Annotated in this window: 16 protein-coding genes; 5 read left to right on the forward strand and 11 right to left on the reverse strand. The window is 59.8% G+C overall.

The genetic code is table 11. The features are described 5' to 3' along the window. The first annotated feature begins 32 nt into the window (after positions 1-32). Positions 33-1,514, forward strand: coding sequence for a glycosyltransferase family protein (locus tag HQL98_11005; GenBank protein ID MBF0272576.1), 1,482 nt, complete (start codon positions 33-35; stop codon positions 1,512-1,514). Beyond that, a complete protein-coding gene (locus HQL98_11010) occupies positions 1,504-2,031 on the forward strand; it encodes a DUF721 domain-containing protein (GenBank protein ID MBF0272577.1) in 528 nt (175 codons plus the stop codon). The genes HQL98_11005 and HQL98_11010 overlap by 11 nt, the downstream gene beginning before the upstream one ends. Here the strand turns inward: HQL98_11010 and HQL98_11015 are convergent. The 3 genes from HQL98_11015 to HQL98_11025 form a co-directional block, all read right to left on the reverse strand. Then, positions 1,961-2,620 carry a methyltransferase gene (locus HQL98_11015; protein MBF0272578.1) on the reverse strand — a complete coding sequence of 220 codons (660 nt, stop codon included), beginning with the start codon at positions 2,618-2,620 and terminating at the stop codon, positions 1,961-1,963. The two genes, HQL98_11010 and HQL98_11015, sit on opposite strands and share 71 nt — an antisense overlap. A gap of 294 nt (positions 2,621-2,914) precedes the next feature. After that, entirely contained in the window at positions 2,915-4,876 is a 1,962-nt protein-coding gene (locus tag HQL98_11020; protein ID MBF0272579.1) for an adenylate/guanylate cyclase domain-containing protein, read from the reverse strand. 5 nt (positions 4,877-4,881) lie between these two features. Continuing rightward, complete coding sequence (locus tag HQL98_11025) at positions 4,882-5,667, reverse strand: hypothetical protein (protein ID MBF0272580.1); 786 nt, start codon at positions 5,665-5,667, stop codon at positions 4,882-4,884. Between the two features lie 263 nt (positions 5,668-5,930). Here HQL98_11025 and HQL98_11030 point away from each other — a divergent pair, with 263 nt between their 5' ends. Then, entirely contained in the window at positions 5,931-7,784 is a 1,854-nt protein-coding gene (locus HQL98_11030) for a TolC family protein (protein ID MBF0272581.1), read from the forward strand. Between the two features lie 31 nt (positions 7,785-7,815). Here HQL98_11030 and clcA read toward each other — a convergent pair whose 3' ends face one another. The 4 genes from clcA to HQL98_11050 form a co-directional block, all read right to left on the reverse strand. Beyond that, complete coding sequence (clcA, locus tag HQL98_11035) at positions 7,816-9,135, reverse strand: H(+)/Cl(-) exchange transporter ClcA (protein ID MBF0272582.1); 1,320 nt, start codon at positions 9,133-9,135, stop codon at positions 7,816-7,818. Between the two features lie 105 nt (positions 9,136-9,240). Then, a complete protein-coding gene (locus tag HQL98_11040; protein MBF0272583.1) occupies positions 9,241-10,785 on the reverse strand; it encodes a sigma-54-dependent Fis family transcriptional regulator in 1,545 nt (514 codons plus the stop codon). A 118-nt stretch (positions 10,786-10,903) separates the two neighbouring features. Next, the gene (locus HQL98_11045; protein ID MBF0272584.1) at positions 10,904-11,251 is read right to left on the reverse strand and encodes a hypothetical protein; all 348 of its coding nucleotides are present in this window, start codon (positions 11,249-11,251) and stop codon (positions 10,904-10,906) included. A gap of 25 nt (positions 11,252-11,276) precedes the next feature. After that, positions 11,277-11,549 (reverse strand): hypothetical protein, encoded by a 273-nt coding sequence (locus tag HQL98_11050; protein ID MBF0272585.1) that lies wholly within the window; start codon positions 11,547-11,549, stop codon positions 11,277-11,279. A gap of 199 nt (positions 11,550-11,748) precedes the next feature. On the opposite strand from HQL98_11050, the gene HQL98_11055 reads away from it, so the two are divergent. Both HQL98_11055 and HQL98_11060 read left to right on the forward strand, forming a co-directional pair. Continuing rightward, on the forward strand, positions 11,749-11,988 hold the full coding sequence (locus HQL98_11055) for a hypothetical protein (GenBank protein MBF0272586.1): 240 nt from the start codon (positions 11,749-11,751) through the stop codon (positions 11,986-11,988). 35 nt (positions 11,989-12,023) lie between these two features. Continuing rightward, complete coding sequence (locus HQL98_11060; protein ID MBF0272587.1) at positions 12,024-12,746, forward strand: Crp/Fnr family transcriptional regulator; 723 nt, start codon at positions 12,024-12,026, stop codon at positions 12,744-12,746. 42 nt (positions 12,747-12,788) lie between these two features. On the opposite strand, the gene HQL98_11065 is transcribed toward HQL98_11060, so the two are convergent. The 4 genes from HQL98_11065 to HQL98_11080 all read right to left on the reverse strand — a co-directional run bounded on the left by HQL98_11065 (position 12,789) and on the right by HQL98_11080 (position 14,920). Next, positions 12,789-13,223 (reverse strand): hypothetical protein, encoded by a 435-nt coding sequence (locus HQL98_11065; protein ID MBF0272588.1) that lies wholly within the window; start codon positions 13,221-13,223, stop codon positions 12,789-12,791. A 101-nt stretch (positions 13,224-13,324) separates the two neighbouring features. Then, the gene (locus tag HQL98_11070; GenBank protein ID MBF0272589.1) at positions 13,325-13,774 is read right to left on the reverse strand and encodes a hypothetical protein; all 450 of its coding nucleotides are present in this window, start codon (positions 13,772-13,774) and stop codon (positions 13,325-13,327) included. Positions 13,775-13,848: 74 nt separating this feature from the next. Further along, complete coding sequence (locus tag HQL98_11075; protein ID MBF0272590.1) at positions 13,849-14,142, reverse strand: hypothetical protein; 294 nt, start codon at positions 14,140-14,142, stop codon at positions 13,849-13,851. A 40-nt stretch (positions 14,143-14,182) separates the two neighbouring features. Further along, positions 14,183-14,920: a hypothetical protein gene (locus HQL98_11080; protein MBF0272591.1), complete on the reverse strand. Its 738-nt coding sequence runs from the start codon at positions 14,918-14,920 to the stop codon at positions 14,183-14,185. Positions 14,921-15,122 lie beyond the last annotated feature (202 nt).

Below are 15,122 nucleotides of genomic sequence, written 5' to 3' on the forward strand. Positions count from 1 at the left end.
TGTTTTGATTGATCACTATTTTTGGAGCAGCCATGAATGCACCCCATACTCCGTCCGGCCAAGCCCCGGACCGCAATCACCTGATGGCCTTGATGCGCGCACTGGAGTGGCTGAAAGCCAAGGAGTTCACCCGTGCCGAGGGAATCGGGCTGCGGGTGGCCGAGGCCGATCCCAACAATGCCGATGCTCATTTCGTTTCCGCGGTGGCGGCCTACGAGCTGGGCAATCACCGGGTGGCCCTGTCCCGGCTTGATGTGGCCATCGATCTTCAGCCCAAGGCTCCGGAATTTTATTCCCAACGGGGGGTGGTGCTCAGCGCCATGGATTGTCGCGAGGCGGCAGTGGGAGAGTTTTGCCGTTCGTTGGAGTTGAATCCGTCGGATGTGCCCACTTTGGCCAATCTGGCCCGGTTGCTGTTGAAAATGGGCGATCCCCATCAGGCCTATCGTCCCATGCGTCGCGCCTTGGCTTTGCAACCCGACGATCCGGAGTTGCTCGGAGACATGGCGGTGATTCTGGTGGCCTGTCGTCAGCCCAGCGCGGCTTTGCCCCTTTACGAACAGGCCATCCGTCTGGTTCCCGGAGACGCGGAGCTGCATTGCAATTACAGTCGCGCCCTGCTCATGCTGGGACAGTACACCCAGGGCTGGCGGGAAAATGAATGGCGTTGGCATTCCAACCACTACCGCAAGTCCGGCTCCAACCTGCCCGCCCCGGAGTGGGATGGCAGCCCGGTGGAGAGCAAAACCATCCTGATCGTGTGTGAACAGGGATTCGGTGATGCGTTGCAATTCATCCGTTACGTTCCCTGGATGCGTCAGCAGGGGGCCACGGTGCTGGTGCAGTGCCGTCCGGAGCTGGCGCGGCTGTTTCAGGCGGTTCAGGGGGTGGAGCGGGTCATTCCCATGGGAGAACCGTTGCCGGAGATCGATCTGGCGATTCCGATGCTGAGTCTGCCTTTGGTTCACGGTACCCGCATCGATACCATTCCTGCGGCCCGATGCCTGAGTCTGCCCGCCGAACCCGCTCCCCCGTTGCCGATCCGCAAGGGGAATATGCCCGTTCGGGTGGGTCTGGTGTGGTCCGGCAACAATCAGCGCACCATGTGTTTCGAGGATCTGGCCCCGTTGCTGAAGATTTCCGGCATCGAGTTCCATTCCCTGCAACTGGGTCCGGAATCTCAAAAAGCCAGGGATCGCGGATTGATCGACTGGTCCGGATGGCTGACCGATTTCGCCTCCACCGCCGCCGTCATGAGCCGTCTGGATCTGGTGATCACCATCGATACCTCCACCGCCCATCTGGCGGGCAGTTTGGGGATTCCGGCCTGGGTTTTGATCCACGCCACCGCCGATTGGCGTTGGGGCGCGACCGGAGAGCGTACCCCCTGGTATCCCGACGTGCGACTGTTCCGTCAGGAGCAGCCGGGTCAATGGGCCGGGCTGATCGGTCGGGTGTCCAGAGCCTTGCAGCGGCAAGCGGTTTTATATCGGGAGGAGAGACGTGCCGGATGAATCCGGGCCGTCCGGACCATTGGCCCATCTGATTCAGGCCGTGGCCGGGCGGCTGCTGGAACACCCTTCCGGCAAGGCTTCCCGACTGAGCCGGGATTGGCGTCAGGCTGTGGGTCCGCTGCTGGCGGCCCATACCGAACCGGTCCGGTTGCAAAACGGCACCCTCACGGTACGGGTGGATTCGTCGGCGTGGCTGACCGAGTTGACCTTTCTGACCCCGGAACTGCTTGCTCGTTTGCAGGAACGTCTGCCTCCGGGGGCGCTCACCGGATTGCGTTTCAAGCAGGAGTCGTTGCGTCAAGTGCCGGTGGTGGCCGCGAAAACCCCGCCTCCCCCCCGGCCTCATCTTCCCGAGGAGGAAGAGCGGGCCATGGCTTTGACGGTGGGAATCACCGATCCGGTCTTGAGGCGGGCGGTGAGCGGTTTTTTCATCGCCGATATGGTGTTCAAGCGTCTGGGAGTACAATCGGGGGGGCCAGGGTCATCGACTGGCCGCCGTTTCCCTTCCGGGCGTTGACCAGTACCAGAATCGTCGCGCTTTCGGGCCGGGGCTGGACCGGAATCAGTCGAAGGGGTTGCAGACCGTGGGTCACGCAATTCCTTAAGATTTCCGGCAGGCGCTCGGGACGGTGGATCAGATCGAACTCTCCTTCTGACTGCAACAATCTGGCTCCGGCCTGAATGAAATCCCCAACCCCGCCCATCAGTTCAAAGCGGGCGGCGGCCCTGCTGGCATCCGGTGGCAGTCGTCCCGCCTGGGGGGAGAAGAATGGCGGATTGCAGAAAACCCGGGCATAGTGGCCGGCGGGCATGCAGGCGGGAAGAAAACGCAGATCCCCGGTCACCACCCGTACCCGGGCATTGAGCCCGTGGTGGTCGATCAGTTGTCGCGCCTGGTCGCACAGTTCGGTGCGGACTTCCAGGGCATCCACCGTCACTCCCGGATTGCTCAAGGCCACCCGGATGGATACTTCCCCACAGCCGCAACCCAGTTCGGCCATGCGTTCTCCGGGTTTTCCCTGGATTCTCGCGGCGAGCAGTCTGCCTTCCACCCCGCCCCCGACCCGACGACACAGCCCTTCCGGCACACCTTGAAAATGGCTCATGAAATTATTTTTCAGTTCAAGTCGCGGGGCTCTGCCTAAGCCCCCGCCAGGGCGGTAACCGCCCTGGACCCGTCATGGTCTGCCACTATTGAAAAAAAAGAGAGGGTCTGGGAGATTCATCTCCCAGGGTTCTGCTTTTTTTTATTTTCCAAGTCGCGGGGCTCTGCCTAAGCCCCCGCCAGGGCGGGAACCGCCCTGGACCCGTCATGGTCTGCCACTATTGAAAAAAAAGAGAGGGTCTGGGAGATTCATCTCCCAGGGTTTTGCTTTGGTGTGCTGGCGCTTTTTCCTCAACTATTTCGACTCCATGCGCATGGTCACATCCCGGGCGCCTTTTTGGATGCGGTCCAGATGGAAACCGGCGCAGGGATCCGTTGCGGCCAGGGAGCGGAAGAGGGGTTCGGCCTGTTCGGGGTGACCGGCGGCCAGGAGGGCGTGGGCCTCTTGATAGCGGAGCATGGCCGGGGAACGGGCCTGTTCCGGGGTCAGGGGTTCGAGGACCGCGATGGGATGGCTTTTGCCTTTCAGCACCACCGAGGCCACCGGTCGGGCCGGCAGATGGGGACAACGGGAGGTGGTCTCTCCGGAGATGGCGACCCGTGCGCCGGTGAATTTGTTCAATCCTTCCAGCCGGGCGGCGGTGTTGACCGCGTCGCCCAAGGAGGTGTACTGAAAACGCACCTCGGAACCCATGTTGCCGATGGCGGCGAAACCGGTATGCACCCCGATACGGGTGACGCCGAAGGGAATATGGTTGTGTTCGGCCTCCAGGCGGAAGGCTTCGGCGAAGGTATCGAGTTCCAGGGCGCAGGCCATGGCGCGACAGGGGTGATCGTCTTGATGGGCCGGGGCGCCGAACAGGGCGAATACCGCATCCCCCATGAAATTGATCACCGTGCCTTCATGTTTGAGGATCACCTGACACAGCCCGTCGAGATAGCGGTTGAGCAGTTGGGTCAGGGCGGTGGCTTCCAGGGCTTCGGAAAAGGAGGTGAATTCCGCCACGTCCGTGAACAGGAAGGTCATTTCCCGTCGTTCTCCCCCCAGGCGCAGGGCGTGACGGTTGTTGAGCAGTTGTTCCACCACCGCCGGAGCGAGATAGCGGCTGAAGGCGTTTTTGATAAATTTGCGTTGTTCCCGCTCTTCCCGCCCCAGATAGAGTTCTCCGGCGGCCAGGGCCAGGGCGAAGGTCAGGGTGGGAGACAGCAGGGGCAGCAGGGGTCCCCCGTAGTGGAACAATTGAAATCCCGCCACCCAGAAGAGCAGCAAGGCTCCCACCGCCAGAAACAGACGGGTGCCCAGGGTCAGCGGGAGGGTACTCCACACCGCGCCCAGCAAGGCGGTGGTCAACAGCAGGATGGCCCGGCCCAGATCTCCCGGCTCCGGGGAGTCCTGACACCTCAGCAATTGGGCCACCGCATGGGCGTGGACCACCACGCCGGGAGTGCCGGACTCGTAAAGTCCCCGGACCGTGTGGGAGATGGCGGAAAGAGGGGTGCGGTGCCGGTCGGTGAGGGAGAGATCCGCCCCGATCAGGATGATCTTGTCGGCGAACCAGTCTTTGGGCAACACGGGGACCATGTGGGCGGGAAAGATTCTGAAGGGTTCGGTGGTCGCGTCGGGTCGGCCCCGCCAAGTCATGGGAACGGTCTCTTGGGGGGGATCGATCCCCAGACGGGAGACCAGCAGAGCCGCCACGCCGGGCAGATGTCCCTGACCGGGAATGGTCCCGCCCGGATAGATCCAGCGTACCGTGTTGTCGAAACGGTCCTTGATGAGGTTGGCCAGTCCCCGCTGTTCGACGGGAACGAAGTCGTCCAGGAAGGTGGATTGTTTATCGGTCAGGAAGTTGGCGCCGTGAATGTAGCTCACCACCGTGGGAACCCGCATCTGGCGCAAGGTGGTGCGCAGGGTTTGATCTTTTTCCGGTTCGGTGGGCTGGTCCAGGAGAATGTCGAGAAAAATGGCCCGGGCCTGACGCTGTTCCAGCTCCCGCAACAGATCGCTGAGGAACTGCCGGTCGATGGGAGCCCGATAGGGAAACTGTTCCAGGGTTTCTTCGGTGATGGCCACCACGATGATCTGGGGATGTTGCGGCTCGGGGGGTTGCAGCACCGCCACCCGCAGATCCCCCACCCACTGTTCCACCATGCGCAGGATCGACAGATGTTCCACCCCGAACCATCCCGACATGGCCGCAAGCAGCACGAACACGGTCAGGATTCCGTGTTCCTTGGCTGCTTTGCGGCTGTACATTCCGATCATCGGGCCGAAGTGGCCGGGACCGGCGGATCGGCTTTGGCCAGGGAACGTACCAGCGCCAGGGATTGGACTTCACATCCGCTCTCTTTCATCCACGCGGCCTGTACCGGGGCGGAGGTCACCTGTTCCGGGATCAGGATCAGGGTCAGATCGGATTTGGTTTTGTCCAGAGTGATCTGATAGACCGCATCCTCTTTCAAGGGGAGGTTGAGAGGCGGAGCCAGCTTGTCCGTGCCCGCGGGCCAGCGGGTGGAGGCTTTCCAGGTGTTGCCCAGGGTGGTCAGACGGATTTCCGACTCCCGGTTTTTGTCGGGACGCCAGAAGATCACCGGTTCCCCCTCCCGCTGACAGTGACGGCCGGAACGGGTGACGTTGATCAACCATGGATCGGGCAGCCATCCTTTTCCCCCGTCCTTGAGAACCGCCTCCGTGGAACGGGTCACCCCCATGTGATTGGGATCCGCGGCGCTTCCGGTGACCATGGCCTGAAGGGCGGCGGTCAATTTTTCCCCCTTGTCGGCTTCGTTTGGGGCCGGGGGTTGATCATGGGGTCCTTTCAACCGGATCACCCGGCCATTGGCGCCGATCAGCTCCACGGACTGGCCCTGGGTCAGTCGCAGGGGCTGGGTGCCGGAGACGGTTTGACCCGGCGTCAGGAAGATGCCGGTGGCTTTGAAGACCACCAGATTTTCGGCGACGCTGGTGGTGGTCAAAAGCAGCCAAGCCGAAACGGTCAGCAGTCCAAGGGCAGGTCGGGTCGAAAGGAAGCGTGTGAGGCGGTGCATGGCATGCCCTCCACTCGGTCGGAAGTTAAGATGGATTTACTCAATGAAAGTGCAAAGGCAGGACCATTTTTAATCATTAATTTTTCTATTGGTTCTTCAATGGGTTGACTCCATGATACCACGAAGGGTCACCCTGCGGGTTTGTTTATTTTTTTGTCCATGTAAAAAAAATTGGCATCCGGAGTGCAGATCCTTCAGGTCAGCCGTTGGCGATCATGCGGGGCGCGCTGCCTTGAAAACGGGATGCAAGAAGATTGACTGAAATGATCAATTTTACAAAGATCGCGTGTGCGTTTTGGATCGTGACCGCTCTGGGCGGATGCGTTTTCAATCCCATTCCTTTGACTCCCGAGGAACGCGAAAAGCGTATCCGTCTGGATCAGGAGGCGATTTTCGCCACCGGCACCCCCCTTGCGCCCGGTCCCGTGACTCTGGAAATGGCCATGGCCCGGGCGGTGCGGGATCATCTGGCCACCCGCGTCAAGTCCATGGAGGTGGCGGTGGCCCAGGGCTTGACGGATGTGGCCTCCTATCGTCAATTGCCCACCCTGGCGGTGGCCGCCGGTTACGAGACCCGTGACCGTCCCACCACCGAATCCCTCGATCAATACGAAAGCACCTATGCCCTGTCGGTCGCCTGGAACGTGCTTGATTTCGGCGTGAGTTATTTGAATGCCCGTCAGCAGGCGGATCGGGCCTGGATCGCCGCCGAGTTGCGTCGCAAGGCGGCTCATACCCTGATTCAGGAAGTGCAGACCGCCTATTGGCGCGCCTGGGCGGCGCAACGGTTGCAGGCGCGCCTGGATCCCCTGTTGGAACGGGTGCGGGGGGCGTTGCGCAACGCCCGGGAGGCGGAAACCCAACGGTTGCAGCCGCCGATGCAGATTCTGGACTATCAGAAGAGCATGCTGAAGACTTGGCAGCAGTTGCAGGAGAGTTGGCGTGGACTGTCCGGGGCCAGGGTGACCTTGGCGGAATTGATGAACGTCCATCCCGGCACCCCTTTGGAGCTGGCCGCTCCCCCGGAGACCCCTCCCATGGATCTGGAGCGTTTTCCGCCTTTGGTCCGGCTGGAACTGGTGGCCCTGCGGCAGCGCCCCGAGTTGCGGGAAAAAGATTATCAGGCCCGCATTCAGGCGTTGGAGACCCGCAAGGAGCTGTTGCGCCTGTTGCCGGGCATCGAGTTCAAGAGCGGTCGGGATTACAACAGCGGCCATGCCTATGGGAACCATGTCTGGGCGGAATCCGGGATCAAGCTGGTGTGGAATCTGTTGAATCTGCTCTCCGCGCCGTCGCAGATCGCCTTGTCCAGTTCCCAGGAGGAGCATCAGGAGTGGTTGCGTCGCGCCTTGAGCATGAGCGTTTTGGCTCAGGTGCAGGTGGGATACCGGCGTTTGAGCCAGTCCATGGAGGAGTATGAAACGGCCCGCGCCTTGAGCGAGGTCAACGAACGGATTTTCCAGCACGCCTCGGCGGGCCGGGAGGCTACATCCATGAACGAGCAGGAATTGATTCAACGGGAGGCGGAACGTCTCATTTCCGAGACCCGTCGGGACATGGCCCATGCGGAGCTGCGCAACGCCACCGCCGCCTTGTTTGTCACCCTGGGGGCGGATCTGCTCCCGGATACCGGGAAGGAGCTGCCTCCCCCCGCAATCCTGGAATCCCGTATCGCCCAGGGGTTGGCGGCGTGGGAAAAAGGTGAGCTTCCCGGCCTCGACAATACGCCGGAAGCGGATTCCTCCACCGGGCCGGTTTCCGATGTGGCGCAGGTGGGATGGCGGGTTCAGGTGATTCCCGACTCCTTCTGGCAGGATGTGGCCCGTCCCGAGTGGATCGTCGAGCCGGGTGACGCGGGAACCGGTGATGAACCCGTGGATAAAAAAATCGATGGCAAGCCTGGCGGAAAAATCGGTGGAACCAGTGGCGGAAACTGGGAAACCGGTGGAACCGGCAAGAGTGATGGCAAGAGTGGCGTCACTGGAAAGCCTGCCCCGGACGGGGTGGCCCGTCCCGAGTGGGTGGTGGAAAGCCAGGACAAGGCCCCTTTGGTGGAAGAGGGCATCGCCCGACCCGAATGGATCATCGAAAGCGCAGGGGATGGGAAGGGAAAATGAGTGGAGATGGAAAACGGGCTGGACCGTTCTTTCATTGTGGTCTGGTTCGTTTTGACAAATCCTTTTGCAATAACGCTTCGTAAATCGGCTTGTTCGAGAAAAATTCAGGGATGCTGTAGGACACGATGGAAACGATCATGAGCGGCAACAGTAGTTCGTAGCTGCTGGTCATTTCCAGGATCAGAATGGTTCCGGTGATCGGAGCCCGTACCACCGCAGAAAAATATCCCGCCATCCCCAATATGCCCCAAACGGAAAGATCGGTAAGATTGGGATAGACCAGTTGCGTCAGATAGCCAAAAAACGTTCCGGACAGGACGCCCAGCAACAACATGGGCGTGAAAATGCCTCCGGGTGCCCCTGTGTTGTAGCTGAAAATTGTGAAAACGAATCTCAAGAAGAAAAACAGAGCCAGTTTGTCGATTCCCATCGTATGGTTCAGGATGTTCATTGTCAGCTCGGCACCTGTCCCCAGACATTCTGGAAAAATCAGACCTGTCCCGCCCAGGACGATTCCGACCAATCCTCCCAAGAGGATTTTTTTCGACAATGAAAAATGTTGGGTGTGCATGGACGACGCCAACAGGAGTTTATTGAACAACAGCCCCAGGAAACCAATGAAAATCCCGAAAACCAATAAGAGGGGCAGCAGGTTGATTTCAGGAGCGGTGTGAAGGTCGACCTTTAATACCGGAGTGGTGCCGATCATGACATGACAGACAATGTCTGCCGTGATGCACGATACAAACGCGGCAACCAGCGTCGCCTGGTTGAAATCTTTGTACAACTCTTCCAGAACAAAAAAGACGCCGGCCAAAGGGGCGTTGAACGCGGCGGACAGTCCGGCCCCGGCTCCTGCGGAAACGAGTATTTTATGTTCGGTTTGGTTGGACGATACATAATCCCCGGATATTTTTCCAATGGCCGCCCCCATTTGAACGGTTGGTCCTTCTCTTCCAAGGGCGAGACAACTGCCGATTCCAACAATCCCCCCTATGAATTTCACCAACAGAATCCTCCAGGCCCGGAATCTGTTGAACCCTTCGAGATATCCCTTCAGATGGGGAATGCCGCTTCCGCTGGAGTCGGGTTCGATCTTGAGGGTGACATAAATCACGAGGATGGTGGTCAGTCCGCACAAGATCGAAGGGATGACAAGAAAAGGAGGGTCCATGGAAGAGATGGAAAGCAGAAACGAATTTCGCCATTTTTCAGCGGCTTCCAGTGACAAACGGAAGCTGATGGCCATCAATCCGGAAACGATTCCGATCCAGAAACATTTTAATAGTAATTTTCTTCTTTTTATTAATACTTTTTCTTGTTTTCTTGGAATGAGCACGTTGGTCGGCATGTTTGAACCCAAGACAGACGATTTTGATTGGTCAAATGGAATCGGAACCGTTTCAAAGAGTACACCAGGATCCTCGGTTTGACAAATTCAAACGTTTGGAACGGCTCACTCTTCCACGATCTGGTATTGCCGGATTTTGTTGTGCAGGGATTGGCGGGTGATTTCCAGCAGTTCGGCGGCCCGCACCTTGTTGCCGTGGGATTTTTTCAAGGCTTGTTGAATGAGGTCGATTTCCAGCCGTCTGCGCTGGCTGGGCAGGGAGAGGGTATCCCCGGAGATGGCGTAGGACGGGGAAAGGGTACGGGACTCCAGCAGGTGGGGGGAGCAGTGTTGCGTGGTGATGGTTTCGCCATCCGGGGTCAGGGCCACCAGGCGTTCCACCTCGTGTTCCAGTTGACGCACGTTGCCGGGCCAGGGATAAGACTCGAACAAGGCCACCAGATCCGAGGCGAACGTCTTGGGTTTCTTTTTGAAGCGTTCGCTGACCTGCTCTAAAAAGAGCAGCATCAAGGGCAGGATCTCCTCCTGGCGTTCCCGCAACGGGGGCAGGCGGATGTCGATGGAAAAGAGCCGGAAAAACAGATCCTCCCGGAATCGTCCCGCCTTGACCTCATCCCGCAGATCCCGGCTCGACGCGCTGATGATGCGGAAATTGTAGCGGTGAGTCTTGTTGCCCCCCAGTCGCACCCCTTCCATCTCCTGGATGGCCCGCAGAAAACGGGGCTGAATGGACAAGGGCATTTCGGCGATTTCGTCGAGAAACAGGGTTCCCCCGGTGGCCTCTTCGAACCGTCCCATGCGGCTGGTGGACGCGCCGGTGAACGCTCCCTTCTCGTGACCGAAGAATTCGCTTTCCATCAGGGTTTCCGGGATCGCCGAACAGTTGACCGCCACAAAAGGACGGGTTCGCCGTTCGTCGGGCTGATTGTGGATCAACCGGGCGATCACCTCCTTGCCCGAGCCGCTCTCCCCGGTGATGAATACATTCACCGGCAACGGCCCGATCTGCTGCACCAAAGCGAAAATGCGACGCATGGCCATGCTTTCGGCCACATAGCGTTCCTGGCCAAACGGTTCCACCGCCCGGGCGATCTCCTGATGCATGCCGCGGGTGATTTCGATGATCTCTTCGGTGACGGTGTTGTGTTCGATGGACAAGGCCAGATATTTGACCAACTGGGTGAGCCAGGATTCGTCTTCCGGGGTGAAACCGGTCTGGTCTCGCTTGTTGAGGAGTTCCACTGCGCCGATGGTGTAATTCCCCGCCAGACTGCGGATGGGAACACACAGCAGATTGCGTGTGGTGAAGTCGGTTTTCTTGTCGGCGATGGCGTGAAAGCCGCTGCTGTGTTCCAGATTGTCCCGGGTCACGGTGCGGCCCGTGGAGATGGCTTCCCCCACGACACTGCCTTTCATGGGGGCGATGATGGATTTTTCCGTGAGTCCGGTGCCGAATTTCAGCCAGATGTTGTCCGTGGTCTGGTCCACCACAAACACGCTGCAACGTTCCGCGTGGGTGAGACGGGGGAGAACTTCGACGAAAAAACGCATCAGGGCTTCAAAGTCGGCTGGTCCCCAGGAACGGTGAATCCGTTCCAGCAGCGACTTGAGGGTTTCCAGACGTCGGTTCAGCTCCGTGGGCCGGTGCATCGTATCCCCATGACCAAAATAACGAAATCAAAAGATTGCGCACCTCCGCATGGCGAAGGTTCGCAAGGTATGTTTCGTCACAATGGGGACAAATGTTTATCGAAAAAGCGTGGCGGCATCACCCGGCGGCCCGACGGCGCAATCCTTTGCTGCCCCGGGATACCCCGGCGGGAGCCGGAGTGAAGCGCGCCAGCAACTGAAACACCTCCGACACCGTGGTGGCGGGCAGATGCAGCTCTTTGGCGGTTTGTTCGATGTTGTCTCCGGCCAAGGCCCGTTCGATGACGCGGCGCATCTCCGTGGGCAGGCGTTCCAGCCCCGCCTCTCCCGGAGGACGGACGATGAAAATCCGTCGGGCACACTGGGTGTCCTGGCACAGATAACGTTGTTTGCCGTTGGGCTGAACCCCGTATTTCACCACGTTCAGCCCATGGCAATCCGGGCAGCGTACATCCATGACCGCCATGGCCTCGATTCCTTGCGCTTGAGATTTAAAGAGAAGCCACCTTGAAGAGCGGACGCGCCGCCTCCAGCGTGGCGGCACGCGCCGACCGGGAGGCGATGGTTTGGGTCTCTCCGGGGAGCAAAGAGGACAAAACCGGATGGGAAAGGGCGCAACGATGGGCCTTTTCCAGATCCCGGGAGCAGTCCATCCCGTTGAACAGCACCATCCGACCCGACAGGGCCGGGGAGCTTTCCAGTGGGTTTTTGGACCCTCGGGGGGAGGAGAGTGGCAGGGTGTTGCGGGTGATGATCATGGCCATGGGGCATGCTCCTGGTATTCACACACATTCGTGGGAGTTCCATTAATGAACTGCGAAAAGCGTGCCATCTATTTATGGTTGTGATTCCGGGTGAGTCTTTGTAAATTCACTCCTTGTGGGGGGGAATAAATTGCCTGATCTCCATTCACGGGAAAAAATTGCCCGGCACGTCAGCAAGGGTTGGTATCGAGGAAGGCTCATGCCCAGGGATAAAAAAAAATCGGTCACTCTCATCCTGGCCCCTCTTGGCAAGAGCGTGGACAAGCTTTGGCGCATCGAGAAAAAAATGATGGCGGCTTTCCGGCGTGGCAAGTCCGAAGAGTGGTCCTTTGGCCTGAATCTGGGCAGCGTGCCCGATGTTTTCCGACGGGCCGAAACCGCGCGTCAGATCGCACGACGCGCCATCAAACGTAAACGTCGTTTGCTTGCCGACGGCTGAGTCGGACGGTTTCTTTGGATCGAAAGGGCAATGGCATGAGCGTGGCGGGTCGGGACATGATCGGCAGAATTTTTCGTGACACCACCTTGTTCGGTGCCATGTCCGAAACCCAGGTTCTGCGGGTGCAGCGCACCATGCGGCAGATTCATCTGGAAGAAAACCAAGCACTCTTCAATGCCCAGGAGGTGGCGGATCGGTTTTTCGTCATCGTCAAGGGGCGGGTCAAGCTGTTTCATCTGTCGGTCAGCGGGTCGGAAAAGGTGTTGCGGATCCTGGGACCGGGGGACTCCATCGCTTTGGCGGTGATGTTCATGGAGCAGCAGAACTATCCGGTTTTCGCCACGGCCCTGACCGTGGCCGAGGTCTTGACCTTCGACAACAAAACGTTCCTCAATATCCTGCGGGAGTCCCCGGAGACCTGTTTCCGGATGATGGCCGAAATGAGCAAGCGGCTCCATGGGCAACTGTCGGAAATCCGCAACCTGAGCATGCAAAGCGCGCCGGTGCGCCTGGCCCGTTATCTGCTGGCCAACAAAAGTCCCGGTCTGGGGCCGGATACCAATATGGTACGTCTGGATGCCTCCAAACGGGTGGTGGCATCCCGGCTTTCCATTCAGCCGGAAACCTTTTCACGCATCCTGGGACGCTTGACCCGACTCAATCTCATCGAGGTCAAAGGGCGGACCATCGTGATTCCCGATGTGCTGGCACTCCAGGCGTTCATCGATGAAGAGCAACAAGGTTCCGATCGCTCCTGAATGATCCCCAATCCATCTTGACCGGCTCCATCCCGACTGGAATCAATCCCGTTTGGTGGGGACGGCGGGAATGATCATCTCCCGGGTTTCCATGGTGGGCAACGGCGCCTGAATGACCGTGGGCAGCGGATTTTCCACGTAAAGATAGGCAGGTTGGGTGAGAATCGGCACGGTGGGAGGAATGACCATGGGCCGATTGGCAAACGCCCCGGTATTCTGGTAATCGTAAAAAGAGCGGGCGGTGTCCGGGTAGTAGATGTGTCCGGAGCCTCGGGGCGGGGGTTTCGGCGCGGAGGCATTTCGATTGTTGGTGGTGGTCGTGGTGGTGGTTGTGGTGGTGGTGCCGTTGGCGCCATTGCCGTTGGTCCCGGAGTTTCCCGCGTCACCCGTGGCGCTCCAGGCGGCGATGACCAGGGCACAAAACAGAACCCCGAGGCGTTGGGTGGTCGGAGAGCAAGAGCGTGGGGTGGCGTCCATGAGGGGTGTGCATCCTTTTGAGCAGATGGCCCGGCAATCGAGGGTGAATCGTTGCCGGGCACGGTCAATTCATGACAAAAGTTTAATCTTGTCAGGATTGGTTAAAACCCCCGTCCATCGGGTGTGCCCATCTGCACCGGGGGAGTCGGTACGGCGTAATAGGCCACGGGAGCCGTCACCACCTGAACCACCTTTTGGGGTTGGGGCGCGACCGGTTGGCTTTGGGCCACCGGGGAGACCGATGAATAGATCACGGCGCTGTTGCTGTACGGAGGGGAAATCGCCGCGTAGGGTTGGGTGACGTAGGGCGGGGGAACGCCGGGGTCGGTGGCGGAGGCTTTGGCCGGGGCGGTACCGGAACGGGGGGTCATGAAATAAACCCCCAGGGCCACGGCGCCGCTGACCGCGGCCACGGCGGTGAGGGTCGGTTCGGCCTTGGCCGGAGCCGGGGCGCCGAGGGTGACGGTCAACAAGGCGGCGGAAAGCCAAAGCGGAACCAGTGTGCCACCAGGCACGGTTTTGGCGGTCAGGGTTTTGGGTTCAGGGTTCATGGCGGATCCTTTTGATTCGGATTAAATACGGTTCGTTGGGAAGATCGTCAGGGAAGGGTGAGCCGGTCACCCGTTCACCGCAAGGGACGGTTGGTGATCGGAATGGCTCCCGCCTGTTCTCCGGTTGGGGGCGCCTCCAGCTTGATGGGTTGGTAGAGATGGTCCACCGGGGTGAAGTAGTCCCATGTCCCCTGACTGGAAGGATCTTTCTGCCACCAGTAATCCGACGGATGGGCGTAACGGTCGGGCCGCACGTGCAACGCAACCGTGTCACCGGGTTGATGGGGCACGATGAGTTCACCGGCCTGCAAAGTGGCGGAATCGACGATCAGGGTCAGCAGGGCAAGCAGCAGGAACAGGTTCTTCACGGGTCGAACTCCTTTCCAGGTTCACGGCAGAGACGGTCGATCACTTCGGCGGCAGATCCTTGGAGGGTGCCTGGGATTTCCGCGGAGGTTTGGGGGCCGGTTTGGCCTTTTTCGCGGGTTTGACTGGTTTTTTGGCGGCTTCGGGTTTCGCGGCGGGCTGTTCCTGCACCGTGGGAGCCGGGCTGGGAGGCGCCACTTTGGGTTCCGGGGCCGGTTTGGTATCCACCACGGTGGGGGTGCCGGGCTGGGCGAGTTGAAAGCCCACTTTGGGAGGATAGACCACAAAGGAGGGCTGTTCCACGGTGATCGGAGCCTGTTGCATCACCACCGGGGGTTGGGGAATGGCCACCGGGGGATTGCCCACCCAGACCGGGGGTTGATTGACCACGATGGAGGGGCGTTCGATGGTGATCGGAGACTGACGCACCACCGTGGCACCGGCGGGATGGCCCTGGGCGTCGGTGGTGGGAGTCTGGATCGTCGGGGTCGGGAGTTGAACCGGTGCCGGCGTGCTGATGACGGGAACCGAGGGGCTGCTGACCGGGTAGCTGGCGTAGGCGTTGGCGGTGGCGCTGCCGGGGGTGGGCTGCCAGGAGGTGGTGGGGGTGAGGGTGGCCGGAGAGGTCTGCACCACGATGGCGGCGGGCATCTCATAGGTGGTCATCGCAGCCTGGGTGGGGTCGATGGTGTGGCCACAGGCCATCATCAGGGGGGCCACTCCGGCGATGAGTACCAGTTTGCCGCTCTGTTTTCCGACTGTTGCAAGCAATCCCTTCATGACTTCGTCTCCCTCGCCCGTATCGGGTGAAATTTCTTGATATGGATATTGAAACCAATGAGATGTTTCTCTAGTAGATGAGATGATCTATCGGTCAGGAAACAGGGATTGATTAGCGGATTCTCGTTTCGAGGCGCGTGGTGCGGGTGGGGTGAACAGGTTTCGGAAAGGCGGGAGGACGGGGCGGAAATCCGGTGACGGG

This window comes from Magnetococcales bacterium (genome assembly GCA_015231755.1).
GTDB lineage: Bacteria > Pseudomonadota > Magnetococcia > Magnetococcales > Magnetaquicoccaceae > Magnetaquiglobus.

Bases quoted from the DNA above. Each gene is read 5' to 3' on its own strand.
- HQL98_11060 (MBF0272587.1), top strand. From the start codon at position 12,024: ATGAGCGTGGCGGGTCGGGACATGATCGGCAGAATTTTTCGTGACACC.
- HQL98_11065 (MBF0272588.1), bottom strand. From the start codon at position 13,223: ATGGACGCCACCCCACGCTCTTGCTCTCCGACCACCCAACGCCTCGGG.
- HQL98_11080 (MBF0272591.1), bottom strand. From the start codon at position 14,920: ATGAAGGGATTGCTTGCAACAGTCGGAAAACAGAGCGGCAAACTGGTA.
- HQL98_11055 (MBF0272586.1), top strand. From the start codon at position 11,749: ATGCCCAGGGATAAAAAAAAATCGGTCACTCTCATCCTGGCCCCTCTT.
- HQL98_11070 (MBF0272589.1), bottom strand. From the start codon at position 13,774: ATGAACCCTGAACCCAAAACCCTGACCGCCAAAACCGTGCCTGGTGGC.
- HQL98_11020 (MBF0272579.1), bottom strand. From the start codon at position 4,876: ATGTACAGCCGCAAAGCAGCCAAGGAACACGGAATCCTGACCGTGTTC.
- HQL98_11050 (MBF0272585.1), bottom strand. From the start codon at position 11,549: ATGGCCATGATCATCACCCGCAACACCCTGCCACTCTCCTCCCCCCGA.
- clcA (MBF0272582.1), bottom strand. From the start codon at position 9,135: ATGCCGACCAACGTGCTCATTCCAAGAAAACAAGAAAAAGTATTAATA.
- HQL98_11015 (MBF0272578.1), bottom strand. From the start codon at position 2,620: ATGAGCCATTTTCAAGGTGTGCCGGAAGGGCTGTGTCGTCGGGTCGGG.
- HQL98_11025 (MBF0272580.1), bottom strand. From the start codon at position 5,667: ATGCACCGCCTCACACGCTTCCTTTCGACCCGACCTGCCCTTGGACTG.
- HQL98_11045 (MBF0272584.1), bottom strand. From the start codon at position 11,251: ATGGCGGTCATGGATGTACGCTGCCCGGATTGCCATGGGCTGAACGTG.
- HQL98_11005 (MBF0272576.1), top strand. From the start codon at position 33: ATGAATGCACCCCATACTCCGTCCGGCCAAGCCCCGGACCGCAATCAC.
- HQL98_11040 (MBF0272583.1), bottom strand. From the start codon at position 10,785: ATGCACCGGCCCACGGAGCTGAACCGACGTCTGGAAACCCTCAAGTCG.
- HQL98_11030 (MBF0272581.1), top strand. From the start codon at position 5,931: ATGATCAATTTTACAAAGATCGCGTGTGCGTTTTGGATCGTGACCGCT.